This window comes from Hyphomonas sp., assembly GCF_022844445.1.
Taxonomy (GTDB): Bacteria; Pseudomonadota; Alphaproteobacteria; order Caulobacterales; family Hyphomonadaceae; genus Hyphomonas.
The window spans coordinates 18,562-32,931 of sequence record NZ_JALHLS010000012.1 but is presented as its reverse complement, the minus strand read 5'-3'; the positions used below and the strand labels follow the sequence as shown (position 1 = coordinate 32,931).

Below are 14,370 nucleotides of genomic sequence, written 5' to 3'. Positions count from 1 at the left end.
TGAATGTTGCGGACGCTAGAGGACCTGACCCGTGATGCCAACGCGTTAAAGTCGCAAGGCCGGATCGGCGAGGCGATCGATGTCTACCAGGACGCTGTGCGGGCCTTTCCGGCGAGCGCCGTGGCGCTGCACAATCTGGCGGCCGCATATGGCGACGCGCGCAATCACATCGACGCCGACCGTGTTGCGGCTATGGCGATGCAAGCAGGGCTGAATGCGCCGGAGACCTTGCTGGTGCGGGCCCGGGCGAGGTTCGGGATGAACGATTTCGGCGGGGCCGAGGCATTCTACAGAGCGATCATCGCAGGCCAGCCGGAAAACGGCGCCGCGCGTATGGAACTTGCCCAGATGACCTGGATGCGTACCGGCGACGCACGGCGACGCTGTCGGTGTTCGACCCGCCTGTCGGCGTATCGGCCCCGGTCGAAACATATCTCGCCTAGCTGAAAGCGCAGGCGCTGGAGTTCATGAATGCGCCCGCCGAAGCCCTGATGCTGATGCGCGCCCTCATCAGCGGGCAAGGTCTCAGTCCCGCCTTGCGCGTACCGATGCTGGGCTATGCAGCATATCTCGCCGGGGATGCCGGCGACGGGCAGGGCGCCCTCTCGTTTGCGACGGAAGCCCTTCAACTGGCCCAGCCCGGGGATCCGGGCGCGCTCGAAGCCGAGGTGCGGGCGCTGCTGGCAGCGGGGGCGTACGAGAAGGCGGCGCGCCTCTTGGCGGCGAATCCGCAGAACCAGCGCTACATCGCCTTTCAGACGACGGCCTGGCGGCTGATCGGTGATCCGCGATATGGTGCGCTGTACGACTACCAGCGCTTCGTGAAGGCAGCGCCGATCAGCGTGCCGGCGGCCTGGCCGACGCTGGAAGCCTACCTTGCCGACCTGGTCCTGGAGCTGAAGCAGGCGCATCCGTTCAAGGCGCAACCCTTCGGGCACTCGGTGCGTCTCGGTAGTCAGCGCTCCGACGTGCTGTCGGTGCAGACGCGGGCGATCGCCGCTTTTCCAGAGGCCATTTCGAAGCCGGTCAGCGATTTCATGGAGCGGCTGGGGGCCGGCCCGGACCCCTTCCGGTCGCGCAACCGCGAAAGCGCGCAGATGATCGGCAACTGGTCGGTCTGGCTGCGGCCGGGCGGGCATCATGCCGACCATGTGCACCCGGACGGATGGATCTCGTCGGCCTGTTACATCGAGCTTCCAGCTGCCGTTTCGGCCGGGGGCAGGGAAGGCTGGCTCCGGTTCGGCAAGCCCGGGCTGCCGCTGGGACGGGACCTGCCGGCCGAGCACTGGATAAAGCCGGAACCCGGCCTGTTGGCGCTGTTCCCGTCCTACATGTGGCATGGGACGGAGAAGTTCAGCGGGACCGACCCCCGGCTGACGGTCGCATTTGATCTGGTGCCGAGCTGAGTCGGCGTTGACGGGCGGCATTTCTGCCAAGGATGGAGCCTGTTCGTCCAAAGGGGGAATGGTTGTGCCTTTGCTGCTCGATGTGAGCGCAATAATTCACCCCAGATGACGAATTTGTTGCGGTGAGGACACATATTGCCGGCCATACCGAGGTTTTGCGTTTTTGCGGTTGATTTCCACATTACCGAGCTGCAATCGTTCCTGCAGTTTGACGATCTGGTGTATCGGGGCGGTGGAGCGCCCCAGGGACACCAGAGTGACATGACGTCGCGTCACGAGTGTGAGAGGGGCCTTCAATGGCAAAGAAGTTCAATAACGGATTCCTGTTCCGGACGGCCGCAGTGACTGCGCTCGCCACGGGTTTTGTGTTCAGCGCCTATGCGCAGACCGAGGACGAAGCACCGGTCACGACGACTCCGGCCGCTGAAGGCGAAGCCGAGACCGGCCCGGATGGCCGCGTGCTCGACACCGTCCGCGTCACCGGTTCGCGCCTTGCCAACCCTTATACCAGCATCGCGCCGCTCGACGTGATCTCGGCCGACACTGCTGCCCTTGAAGGTATCAGCGATGTCAGCACGCTGCTGCAGACCGCCACGGTCGCAGCCGGTTCGCCGCAGGTTACTTCGGCCACGTCGTCTGCCTTCGTGCAGAACGGCGGTATCGGTACCGAAACGATCTCGCTGCGCGGCCTCGGCGCCAACCGCACCCTGACGCTGATCAACGGCCGCCGGGCAGGCCCCGCCGGTACCCGCGGCGGTGTTTCGGCATTCGACCTCAACGCCATCCCGCTTTCGGCTGTCTCGAACATCGAAATCCTGAAGGACGGCGCCTCGTCGATCTACGGTTCTGACGCCGTTGCCGGCGTGGTGAACATCATCACGAAAACGGATGAAGGCGGCGAAGTCGATTTCTTCTACAGCGGTCCGGAGCAAAAAGGCGGCGAACAGCTGCGCGCCAGCGGCACCTGGAGCGGCGCGGTCACGGATCGCGGCAACCTCCTCGTGTCGATCGACTACACGAAAGAGGAAGAACTGGCCCGCGGCCAGCGCGACTACTTCGAGTGTGGTGAAGCCTATGTGTTCGGCGCCGACGGCCAACGCGCCGACCTCGTCGATCCGCGCACCGGCAGCTTCCGCTGCGATGACCTGCCGTGGGGCCATGTGTGGCTTTACAACTATGACAACTCGCCGTCTCTCGTAGGACGTCCCTATCAGGGCCGTCCGCAGCTCCTGCAGTATGACTATGATGGTTCGCTGGCTGCCAACGGCCTTGCCCCCTGGGGTCCGAACGGCTTCGGACTGAGCTTGCGGCCGGGTTGGTTCCCGGTTGCCCTTGGCGAACTGCTCCTCCCGGGCGCGACCAACGATCCGGTCTACACGCCGACAGCCCGTTTGTCGGAAGCGCTCCTCAATGGTGACCACCCGTTCCAGGACGACGAATCGCTGATCCCCGAAACCGAGCGGATGACGTTCTTCGCCAGCGGCGATTATGAGCTGACCGACTCCATGCAGGTTTACGGCGAGTTTCTCCTGAACCGCCGCGATACCAAGGTTAACGGCTACCGTCAGTTCTGGCAGTATGACTATGCCTATAACTACTTTGGCTACACCTTCACCAACAACCCGAGCGTGATCGCCAACGGCTTCCTTGCCGCCCCGACCGCTCCGGGCAACTTCATCGGCTTCAGCCCCACCGCAATCACAGATCACAGCGACGCGGCGGTGAGGGTTGACTATGTCAACGGCGTTGTCGGTGCGAAGGGCGACTTCGCAGTCGAAGGCTGGAACTGGGATGCCTTCTTCCAGTTCTCCCGTTCGGACGGCGACTACACCCAGGACCTGATCTACGACGACGCCATCACGCCGTACGCCTGGTTTAGAGCCGGTTCCTGCGCAGCTCTGCCCGTCACGCCCGTGCGCGGCGTGGCCTGCCGCCAGCCCGACTGGTACAGCCCGCAATTCCTCGCAGGTAACATCTCGCAGGCTGACCGCGATTTCCTGTTCGGTGTCGACACCGGCAATACGGTCTATGAGCAAGCCCAGCTTGAAGCCTTCTTCGATGGCCCGCTGTTTGCCATGCCGGCCGGCGATGTGATTGCCGGTATCGGCTTCAGCCGGATTGCCGAACGTATCAACGACGTTCCGGGTGAAACCTTCCAGCAGGGCAACGCCTGGGGCTCTTCGAGCGCCGGTATCACCAAGGGGCGCAAGACGACCCGGGCCGTGTTCGGGGAACTTGCGATCCCTCTGCTCAAGGACCAGCCGTTCGCAGAAGCCGTCGACCTGTCTCTGTCGGCCCGTCTGACGGATGTCGACGTCTACGGTTCGGACACGACTTACAAGGCCGGTCTCGGCTGGCAGATCACGCCGGAACTGCGTGTGCGCTCGACCTACGGCACGTCGTTCCGCGCGCCCGCGCTGTTCGAGCTGTTCCTTGACTCGCAGACGAGCTTCGCGGGCCAGCGCACGATCGACCCGTGCATCAACTGGGCCGGTAACCTTGCCTCCGGTGCGATCTCGCAACGTCTTGCCGACAACTGCGCTGCAGACGGCATTCCCGGCGCATATGCCGGTGCCGGTTCCAGCGCCACAATCTTCGAAAGCGGCAACATCGGCAACCTCGAAGCCGAAACCTCGAAAGCCTATAACGTCGGGGCCGTGTGGTCGCCGTCGTTCGCAGACTTCCGTGTGTCGGTGGACTACTTCAAGATCGAGATCGAAGATCAGATCACCCAGCTCGGCGCAGGTAACATCCTGTTGGGATGCTACAACTCGGACACGTTCGCGACCGAGCCGCTGTGTGACCTTTTCACCCGGAACCCGACCCTGTTCCTCGTCAACTCGGTCACCAACAACTTCATCAACATCGCAGAGCAAACGAACGAAGGCGTCGATGTTCAGGCGCAATACAGCCGCGACTTCAGCTTCGCGACGTTGACGATGAACACCTCGCACACCTTCCAGCTCACCGACGAAATCCAGCTGCTGCCGACGAGCGCCCCGCTCGATGGTAACGGCGAGTTCGGTGATCCGAAATGGGTTGGCGAAGTGAGTGCAACGCTCGAGCGCGGCCCCTGGTCGCTCTTCTGGGGCGTCGACTTCATCGGCAAGACCTCGAACATCGACAGCTTCGGCGGCAATACCGGCACCTACTTCGGCACCCCGGTCCGCTACAAGCTGAAGACCGAGGACACGATCTATCACAACGTGTCACTGAGCCGCGAACTGCCGTTCGAGATCACGGTCCGTGCCGGTGTCTCCAACGTGTTCGACGAAGCCCCGCCGGCTGTCACCACGCAGAACCTCGGCGAGTACAACACCGTCGGCACCTCGGCCTTCACGTCGCAGTATGACTGGCTGGGTCGCCGGTTCTTCGTGAACGTGAACAAGAAGTTCTAGACTTCTCGAGGTAAAAATACGAAAGCGGCGGGCTCAACACCCGCCGCTTTTTTCTTTTCCGGAACAGAATACGGGAGCGAAGCCCTTGCCGACCATTACGATGAAGCAGGATAACCTGAACGAACGGAACCTGGAGTTTGTCCAGGCGCCGCTGCGCACGCCGGTCTTCCTGAACTCGGTTCCCAAGAGCGGCACGCACCTCATCCGCAACATCATGCGGATGTTCGTTCCGGTGGAGCAGCAGTATCACGCAACCTTTATCCAGATCCCGAACCTGCGCGGGCATGCCATGAAGGCGTTCCATCCGGCCAGTCCCATGCTGAGCTGGGGGCATCTTCTGTTCTCGGATGAATCCGTGATGGCGACCCGCACCGCACGCCGCATCCTGCTGGTACGCGATCCGTATACCTGGGTTCTGGCGCGGGCGCGGTTCTTCGTGTCGGAGAATTTCGAAGCCGGGCTCGAGCACCTGAAGGGCCCGCAGATTTCGCCGGAAGCGCTGCTGAACATGATGATCTTCGGCATCCATACCAAGGCGCCGCCGATGCTGGACATCTACCAGTTCAATGCCGCCGCCTGGATCGGCACTGGCACGGTCGTCTACCAGTATGAGGAGATCGTCCGTCAACTGAAGTCCATCGACAGCCCGGAAGCCGAAGCGTTTTTCGCGAAGCTGCTGGACGATTGCGGAATCGAGAAGCCGGCCGACTGGAAACAGCGCGTGCTGATCGGATCGGACCGCAAGCAGAGCGCCACGGCTCGGGAAAACCTGTCGGTGGATGATGACCGTATCCCGGCGGTGCTGCCGGATATCCAGAAGCGCCTCGTGGATGTGGCCATGCCCGGCATGCGGGCATTGCTCGGTTACCGGGACTGATCCTTGAGGGTCAGGGACTTGCCGTCCACAGACGGCCTTGCAAAAGAAAAAGGCGCGCCGGGCAGCGCGCCTTTTCCGTTTCGGCCAGGCAGGGCCTGGTTAGTTCAGGCCGCATTCGCCGACGAGGAATTTCTCAATCTCGGCAAGCGTCAGGCGTTGCTGGTCCGGCGTCCAGGGCAGGCTGTGCGGCATGTCCGGGACGTTCAGATACTTCGCCGTCGTGTACTTGCGGATCGCATTGTAGAATGCCTTTCCGTAAGTGTCCGGCACGCGCACGTCCCGGTCGCCGTGATAGATCAGGATCGGGATTTCGGCATTGGCGACATCCTTGATCACATCGCGGCCTGACAGTTTGCTGCCGATGGCCATGCGGCCGAAGCGGCTGCTGTCGATGCCGATATTGATCTTGTCGGATTCGCCGTAGCCGGCGCCCGCAATCGCGCACTGGTAGGGGCTGTCCTTGCGGGTTGCAGCGGCCATCGCGGCGTAGCCACCATAGGAATAACCGAACATCACCATCTTGTCCGGCGCAGCGTAGCCTTGCGAGACGAGCCAGGCGGCGCCGTCATCCTTGTCGTCCTGCGCCTTGTACCCGAACTGCGCATCGCCGGCGCGCCAGAGGTCCATGCCCCAACCAACGCTGCCGCGGTATTGCGGCTGAAGGACGGTGTAACCGCGCGAGGTCAGGAAGGGCACCCATCCGGACATGTCCCAGCCGCCGAAGTCACGCGCCCAGGGCCCGCCATGCGGGAGGACGACGGCCTTGCCGGGCGCTTCGCCTTCCTTCCAGCCCTGACGGGGTGTCAGGAGGGCGGGGAGAGCGCGCCCGTCACGGGCGGCGTAGTTGATGAACTGCGTCTGCGAGAGTCCCTTGGTGTCGATCCACGGGCGCTCGGCCCCGAGCAGCTCGAGTTTCGAGCGGTCTCGCAGCAGATAATAGCGGGCCGGCATGTTGGAGCCCGACGCGCTGAAGATGATCAGGCTGAAATCGTCATTGCGGTAGATGATGTCGACGGTTTCAGCTTTCAGCTGCTGCTCGAGGCCGAGAACGATGCCACCATATTCCGCATCCAGCCACTCATAGCGGGTTACATCCGCATCGAAGGCATAGCCGAGGATCTTGCCGAAATCATTTGTCGCGGTGGAGGTGACGATGCCGGAGGCGTCGAAGTCCGGATGCGCGAACACGGGCTCGGGGTTCAGCACCCTGGAGGCGGGGTCGTAGGTGAAGATCTGTTTCTTGTCCGAGAACTTGTTGGTGAGGACGTAGTAGAGGCCGGTCGCACGGTCGCGGTGGATGACCGACATTTCCTGCAAGGCAGATTCGTCGACGGTCAGCGCGTCGTGGTCTTCAAGGCTGGCGCCCTTGGCGGCCTTCAGCTGGGTGTAGCGCTCGAACGACTTGCGCTTCTCGTCGACGCCGGACGCGCTCATCACTTCGCCGTCGGCCGGGTCGGTATAGCCTGCGCCGGTATCGCCTGACCCCTTGTAAAGCGACTTGAAGGCCGAGGTCTTGAGGTTCAGCAGGCCGACTTCCGAGTTGAAGTCAGAATTGATCCGCGAGATCAGCACGTTGTCCGGATCCAGCGGCAGGCGGGAGGTGACCGAACCGCGGGCGGTGATACGGATGCAGTCCTCGGTGGACTTGCCGATGCCGCGGGTGCTGCCAAGATTGATGAAGGGCTCTTCAAACTTCTTGAAGGTCGTGTCGGTGAGCAGCGCCTTGCGGGTCCAGGTCCGGGTGGTGCCGATCGCGTTGCCTTCATCACATCCTGAAAGGCGTCCGGTGAAGGGTTGGCGCACGTAGACCTCGACTTTGCCGTCCTTTAGAGCCCGAACGCCGATGAACTCCGATTCCTTGCCATCCGGCGCAGCCGTGATCGGGGGCTTCGACAGGTCCGTCAGGTCCCAGGCAGCGATTACGGCGCGGTCGGTATCCTTGCCGGTCGACGGACCGATCAGGGCGACCATCGTCTTGCCGTCGGTCGAGACCGAGACCGACGTCATGGCCGGAAGGCGGGCAATGTCCTCAATCGGAATCGGTTCGGCGGACGACACATGTGCGATGGCGAATGCGGACGCTGTCGCGCTCACGAGTTTCCAGAAGCGGTGTGTCCGCATAACTGATCTCCTTGCTGATAATCGATATGACTCTGGGGCGTTCACACGGGAAGTCAACCACGTTTGAGCGTGTTTCCGGTTCGCGAGCGCAGATCGGTGCGCGGCGCGCCTTTATCTTCAGTTGGTGCGCTTCACGCGGAAGCTGCGGCCTCCATCAACGGTCATCATGAAGCTGCCGAGTGCGGCCTTGCGCACGCGGGCTTCCTTGGCTTTGCGCAGGGACGAGGCCTGGATCTTGGCCGTGTCCGTCTGCTCCCAAGTCTGGCCGTTTTCCAGCGTGACGATGGCCTTGCCGGTCACGCCCTGGATGCGGGCAGATTTCACGGCGACGGTAATCTCATCGACTTCCTCGCGTTCGACTTTCTTCTCGGCTGACGCAGACCGGCTGAAGAGACCCGGCAGGCTCGGCATCGAGAAGCCAAAGGCTTCCTTTTCGATGGTTTCGATCTGACCGACATCGATGGTCTGGACGAGACCAGCTTCTTCCTTCGTTCGCAAGGTGCCCACCGCCTCGTCGAAGCAGGCGAGACGGGCCGAATCCTCTGCAATCACGGCGCAGGCGTAGATCGGGTCTGTCGGGTTGGTGACGGACTGGCGGGCGAGGGCGGGGCCGGCGAGGCCGACTGCGGCGGCGCTGACCAGAAGGATCCTGAAAATCATCACTTTACTCCCTGATTGGCTTGTTCGCGCACGATTGTGCCCATTCTTCACCGGCCGCGAACAAATAGAAAGCGTGCTCTGACCGATTGAAGGCTCAAATTTGCAGCGGCTGCCTGAACCTGAAGCCAAATAGTCACACTGGCGGGAATTTGTCTAAAGATTGGCGGGGTTGCGATTGACTGTCACGAACCAGCCTTCATTACTGCCGGTTAAGGTCCGGGGAGTCGGATCGAACACTCATTCTTGGGTGCGGAGCCTTTGCGCGCGTGTGCCGCGCATGTTTTTTTGGAGGGTAACTTGACCGAACCAATGTGGAAAAAGCGTTTGCTTTCGTCCTCGCTTTTCGCCGGCGCGCTTTTCGCCGTCGCAAGCCCGCTTGCTGCCGTTGCGCAGGAAGCTGACGACGCTACTGTCGCGGTAACGACCGAGTCGACCGAGGCGGAAGCTCGTCAGGAGAAAATCACGATCACCGGTTCGCGTTTCGCGCGCCGTGACGAAGTTGCGGAAAGCCCGATCCTTACGGTTTCCCAGGACGCCCTGCTTGAGTCCGGCTATACGACGGTTGACGGCTTCCTGAACACGCTGCCGCAAATCACGCCGAACCTGTCGTCCCAGTCGAACAACCCGAGCTCGAACGGCCGCGCCGTCCTTGACCTTCGCGGTCTCGGCTCCGCACGCAACCTCGTCCTGATCGATGGCAAGCGTGGCATGCCGTCGTTCGCGACCGGCACGATCGACATCAACACCATTCCGTCGGCGCTCGTTGAGCGCGTCGAGATCATCACCGGTGGTGCCGCTTCGACCTACGGCGCTGACGCCGTGGCCGGCGTTGCCAACTTCATGCTCCGTAAGGACTTCGAAGGCATCGAGGTCGACACCCAGTACAAGGCCGCGATCGAAGAAGGCGACGGCGTCGAGTGGGGCACCGGCATCACGCTGGGCAGCAATTTTGCTGACGACCGTGGTAACGCCGTCCTGTCGCTGAACTACTTCACCCGTGAAGTCGTTGGCAAAGGCGCCCGTGATTTTTCCGTTCAGGCCAGCAGTTCCACGGGCACCTTCCCGGATGGTTCCTACTCGACCGGAACCAACCAGCCGTCTGCGGCTGCTGTAACGGGCATTTTCGGCGCAGGTCTTTGTGAGCGCAGCGGCGGTCAGGCCGGCTTCGGCTTCAACCCGGATGGAACGCTGTTCTGCACCGGTACGGCTGGCAACGGGTTCAACATCGTGGGCTATGAAGGTCCCGATTCGGCGATCGCAACGGCATTTGCGCCTGACTTCTTCTCTTACAACTTCGAGCCGGACAACTTCCTTGTCCTTCCGCTCAACCGCTGGAACATGTTCTCCTCGGTCGACTACGAATTGAACGACAGCGCCCGCGTCTACGGCCAGTTCACCTTCACGAACTACAACGCCCAGCAAGAATTGGCGCCGACCCCTGCCAACGGTTTCACCGTTCCGGTAACGAACCCATTCATTCCGGCTGAACTGTCTGCTCTTCTCGGGACACGCACTGGTTCGACTATCACCTGCCCTGCTACCCCGACCAACATCGCGGCGGGTGGATGCTTCGGAGGACTGGCAAACGGCGGCTTGGCCGTTGGTGGTTCATCGCCGAACTCGGCAGTAGCCGACAACCGGCTCTTCACGAATCCGGTGCTTGCTCCTTTCACGTTCAACAAGCGTTTCAACGCGCTTGGCGGTCGTAACGGCAGCACGACGCATGACGTCTGGCAGATGATGGTCGGCATGGACGGCAAGCTCGCCGGCACCGACACTTGGACCTATGACGTCTACTTCTCGCAGGGCCGATCGACCCTCAACGAAGTACAAGGCGGCAACGTCCGTCTTCCGCGGGTCGAGGAGCTCCTTGACCGCGCAGATGGCGGCGCAGGAATTTGCGCCGGTGGTCTGAACCTGTTCGGCAACACCCCGATCAGCCAAGCTTGCCAGGCCTATATTTCGTTGCAAGCGAAAAACCTCACCGAGATCGAGCAGAAGGTCATCGAAGGCACGATCCAAGGGGAACTGTTGCAGCTTCCCGCCGGCGCGCTGCAAACTGCATTTGGTCTCCAGTACCGAGAGCTTGACTTCAATTTCCGGCCGGACTCGGGCCTGCAGCCTGGTCAGGTCGCCGGTTTTAACGAGCAACTGCCGATCAAGGGTTACCTTGACTGGTACGACGTTTACACGGAAGCCCTGATCCCGGTCCTCAAAGATCTTCCGCTGGTCGAAGAACTGTCGGTTACCGCTGGCTACCGTCTCACGGAAAACAGCCGTTCGGGTTCCTCGGACACCTGGAAGCTTAATGGGGATTGGAAGATCAACGACTACCTCCGCGCTCGCGGTGGTTATCAGAAAGCTATCCGTTCGCCGGGCATCGCGGAACTGTTCGCACCCGCTGTGAACAATTTCCCGACCTTCACCAACCAGGACCCCTGCAACACTACGGGTGCAAACGCTTCGAACGCTCAATTCGGCCGGAATGGTGCGAACGGAGCAAACGTTGCCGCGCTTTGTGCAGCTCAGTCTGCCGTGGCCGGCGGTGCTGGCTACGTTCAGCCCTTCGGCCAGGCCCGCGGTATTGTCGGCGGCAACCCGAACCTGGAGCCGGAAGAGTCGACCTCCTGGACGGCTGGTATCGTCATGACCTCGCCGTTCACGGGCAATTCCTTCTCGGAAAGCCTCGGCCTGACGGTTGACTACTGGTGGATCGAGCTGGACCAGTCGATCGGTGCCTTCACGGCCACGACCATTGCCCAGCGTTGCTTCAACCGCGACAACGCCAACCCGACCTATGATCCGGCGAACTCCTGGTGCCAGCTGTTCAACCGCGATCAGAGCGACGGCGGCATCATCAACCTCAACCAGCTCAACAACAACGACGCCCGTGTTGAAAAGGCTGGCGTCGACATCACCGCGCGTTGGGGCTTCGACCTCGCCGATGTCGGTATGGATATTGGTTCGCTGAACTGGAACGCCGTGGCGACCTACACCGTCAAGGACGACAGCCAGACCCTCGTCGGCGCGGCTGACCCGATCTATGACTTTGTCGGCACGATCGGTTCGACCACGGGTACCGCGTCGCCGGAGTGGCGCTATACGCTCAACTCCAACTACTCCAACGACGACCTGTCGATGAACCTGGCCCTTCGCTACGTTCAGGATATGATCAACGCTAACGTTGTGACCGGCGGTAGCCCGATCACCAACACCGGCGTTGACCAGACCTGGTATCTCGACCTGAACGGCACGTATAACCTCACGGAAAACGTGATCCTGCGCGGCGGTATCAACAACCTCCTCGACCAGGAACCGCGCCTCTACACTCCGAACGTCCAGGCGAACACCGATCCGTCGCTCTACGACGTTCTCGGTCGCTCGGCCTTCGTGGGTGTGAAGCTCGTCTTCTGATCCTAGGGCTTGCGGCCGGAGTAATCCGGCCGGGCCTGACCAGACTGAATGGCGGCGGTCCCTCAGGGGGCCGCCGTTTTTCGTTGTGACAGGCGCACGTGTTCTTCGGCGCGCCTCAGCGGCGCGCGGGGCTTTGACATCGCAGTACGGTCTGCCATCTTTGGCGCGTGATTCAGGGGAGGGATTTGCATTGGCTCGCAGCAGCAAGTTCAGTGGACGGAACAAGGCGGCGCCTGGCGGCGCCCTCATGGCAGCCGCCTTGCTGGCAGGATGTGCGTCCACGCCCGGCGCGGGAGCGCCGGCGCAGTGGCTGAAACTGGAGCAGGTGGAGAAGCGTTTCGCGATCTTCACCAACGCGCCGGTCGCGCCGGCTGAGGGCGGCACCGCGACCTTCCGCCTAGTCTATGTTTACATGCCCGAGACGGTGAAGTTCGAAGAGAAGTTTGTCGGCTGGCAGGAATATCCGGCAATGACGGTGAACTGCGAGGCGAACACCGTGCGCGTCGGGCCGCGCACCCGGTATGCGCCCGATGGCACGGCGATGATGTCGGACGACAATCAGGCATTCGTGCCGATCCTGGGCCCATCCATCCAGAAGGTGAAGGCGATCGCATGTGACAGCGCGCCGCTCACAGGGCCTTATCTGATTGAGGATGGCGCGGGCTGGATAGATGCGGCGCGTAAGCACATTGCGGCGACAGATCCGGCCTGACCTTGCTGCTCCGGCGCCTCAGCCCGCGCGCCAGCGGGCGTAGAGCGCGGTCGGCAGGAGCCTGTCTGTGCCCTGCTGCGGGATGGCCATCTCGCCCTGCTCCATGACGCCGCCAAAGGGCGCCATCCGGTCGGCCAGCGTCTGCGCGAGCGCGAGATAGGAGAGGCGTACCGCATAGGCCGTCGCAATGACGAAGAGCGGGCGTTCGGCGAGCAGGGCCTGCACGCCGTCGAGGAGCGCGGGCAGGTCTTCCTCGAAGCGCCAGGTTTCGCCCGTTGTGCCGCGGCCGAACTTCGGCGGGTCGAGCACGACGGCATCATACTTGCTGCCCCGTCGCTGCTCGCGGGCGACGAACTTCATCGCATCGTCGGCAATCCAGCGGATCGTCTGGCCATCGAGACCGGAAAGGGACTGGTTGTCCTTTCCGTAGCCGTTGGATTTGGGGCTGGCGTCGAGGTGCACGACTTCGGCGCCTGCAGCTGCGCAGGCGAGCGACATCATGCCGGTATAGCCAAAGAGGTTCAGCACCTTGATGGGACGGCCGGCGGCGCGGATCTGCTCCTGCGCGAAACGCCAATGGACGGAGTGTTCCTGAAACACGCCCATGTGGCGGAAGGCCGTGCGGCGCGCCGTGAAGGTCAGGCCGTTCCAGCGCATCGGCCAAGCATCGACCGCCCGCGGCGAGAGGAGTTCCCAACTGCCGGCGCCGTCCTCGTCCGGGCCCTTGGCGGCGAAGCGGGCATCGGCCTTCCAGCTCTGCACCGGGCGGGCCGGGTTCCAGAAGGCCTGCGGGTCCGGGCGGATGACGGTCTGGCCACCGAAGCGCTCGAGTTTCTGCAGGTGGCCGCTGTCGAGCAGGGCGTAGTCGTCCCAGTCATCAGCGACCAGCAGGCGGGTTTCGGTCTTCATCAGGCATATCCCCGCTGGCGCCAGGCTTCGTAAATCATGATGGCGGTGGCCTGGGCGAGGTTCAGGCTGTCGGCGCCGCCGCGCATGGGGATCAGCGAGAGGGTGTCGCAGGCGGCTTCGACCTCGGCCGGAAGGCCGGCCTGTTCGTTGCCCATCAGGATGACCGATGGCTTGGTGAATGGGGCTGCGTCATGGCGGGCGGTGGCGTTGACGCTGGCGGCCGTGAGGGAGAGGCCCTGCTTGCGGCGCCAGGCGTCGAAGGCAGGAAAACTGGCATTGGCAAAAGGCATGTCGAACAGCGAGCCCATGGACGCGCGGACAGCCTCGAAGCTGTAAGGGTCGCAGCAGGTCCCGACCAGGATGACGCCGCTGGCGCCGGCGCAGTCGGCGGTGCGCAGGATCGTGCCGAGGTTGCCGGGGTCACGCACTTCGTAGAGTGCCACATAAAGCGGGGCGCCAGGTTTCGGCGCAGGCAAAGCTTCCGGGGTGAGGTGGCGCTGCCGGAAGGCGGCGACGACGCTCTGCGCGTTGTCCTTCTGGGTGATCTTTGACATCAGCCGCTCAGGCGCCAGCACGACACGGGCGCCGGTTGTCTCAGCCTCGCGGGCGAGGGCCGCGATATGAGTGCGCTCGGCCATGTCTGCAGCAATCACGACAGTTTCTGCCGCCCAGCCCCGGGCCAGGCCTTCGCCCACGATCCGCGCGCCCTCTGCCAGGAAGAGGCCGGTTTCGGCACGCTCCTTCTTCCGCTCGAGGCTTTTCAGGGACTTGATCAGCGGGTTTGATGGGCTGGTCAGGACTTCAGGGGGGCGTTTCATGGATCGGGAAGCCTGTGGGCTGATGTCTTGCGGTTCGATCAGGGATAGGGCATCC

Annotated in this window: 10 protein-coding genes; 6 read left to right on the top strand and 4 right to left on the bottom strand. The window is 62.7% G+C overall.

The window, feature by feature from the left end; translation table 11 throughout:
- Positions 1–3: 3 nt before the first annotated feature.
- The 4 genes from Q0C17_RS13355 to Q0C17_RS13340 all read left to right on the top strand — a co-directional run bounded on the left by Q0C17_RS13355 (position 4) and on the right by Q0C17_RS13340 (position 5,681).
- Positions 4–447 (top strand): tetratricopeptide repeat protein, encoded by a 444-nt coding sequence (locus Q0C17_RS13355; RefSeq protein WP_291207246.1) that lies wholly within the window; start codon positions 4–6, stop codon positions 445–447.
- Between the two features lie 20 nt (positions 448–467).
- Positions 468–1,406: a putative 2OG-Fe(II) oxygenase gene (locus Q0C17_RS13350; RefSeq protein ID WP_291207243.1), complete on the top strand. Its 939-nt coding sequence runs from the start codon at positions 468–470 to the stop codon at positions 1,404–1,406.
- A gap of 296 nt (positions 1,407–1,702) precedes the next feature.
- Positions 1,703–4,804: a TonB-dependent receptor gene (locus Q0C17_RS13345; RefSeq protein WP_291207241.1), complete on the top strand. Its 3,102-nt coding sequence runs from the start codon at positions 1,703–1,705 to the stop codon at positions 4,802–4,804.
- 85 nt (positions 4,805–4,889) lie between these two features.
- Positions 4,890–5,681 (top strand): hypothetical protein, encoded by a 792-nt coding sequence (locus Q0C17_RS13340; RefSeq protein ID WP_291207238.1) that lies wholly within the window; start codon positions 4,890–4,892, stop codon positions 5,679–5,681.
- Between the two features lie 99 nt (positions 5,682–5,780).
- Here the strand turns inward: Q0C17_RS13340 and Q0C17_RS13335 are convergent, their stop codons facing one another.
- Positions 5,781–7,802 carry a prolyl oligopeptidase family serine peptidase gene (locus tag Q0C17_RS13335; protein ID WP_291207234.1) on the bottom strand — a complete coding sequence of 674 codons (2,022 nt, stop codon included), beginning with the start codon at positions 7,800–7,802 and terminating at the stop codon, positions 5,781–5,783.
- Positions 7,803–7,919: 117 nt separating this feature from the next.
- On the bottom strand, positions 7,920–8,462 hold the full coding sequence (locus tag Q0C17_RS13330) for a hypothetical protein (protein ID WP_291207231.1): 543 nt from the start codon (positions 8,460–8,462) through the stop codon (positions 7,920–7,922).
- A 243-nt stretch (positions 8,463–8,705) separates the two neighbouring features.
- Between Q0C17_RS13330 and Q0C17_RS13325 the strand changes: the two genes are divergently transcribed.
- Complete coding sequence (locus tag Q0C17_RS13325) at positions 8,706–11,876, top strand: TonB-dependent receptor (protein WP_291207228.1); 3,171 nt, start codon at positions 8,706–8,708, stop codon at positions 11,874–11,876.
- Between the two features lie 190 nt (positions 11,877–12,066).
- Complete coding sequence (locus Q0C17_RS13320; protein ID WP_291207225.1) at positions 12,067–12,588, top strand: hypothetical protein; 522 nt, start codon at positions 12,067–12,069, stop codon at positions 12,586–12,588.
- An 18-nt stretch (positions 12,589–12,606) separates the two neighbouring features.
- Here Q0C17_RS13320 and Q0C17_RS13315 read toward each other — a convergent pair whose 3' ends face one another.
- Together Q0C17_RS13315 and Q0C17_RS13310 are read right to left on the bottom strand one after the other, a co-directional pair.
- Positions 12,607–13,497: a class I SAM-dependent methyltransferase gene (locus Q0C17_RS13315; RefSeq protein WP_291207221.1), complete on the bottom strand. Its 891-nt coding sequence runs from the start codon at positions 13,495–13,497 to the stop codon at positions 12,607–12,609.
- A complete protein-coding gene (locus Q0C17_RS13310; protein ID WP_291207218.1) occupies positions 13,497–14,315 on the bottom strand; it encodes an RNA methyltransferase in 819 nt (272 codons plus the stop codon). The genes Q0C17_RS13315 and Q0C17_RS13310 overlap by 1 nt, the downstream gene beginning before the upstream one ends.
- Positions 14,316–14,370 lie beyond the last annotated feature (55 nt).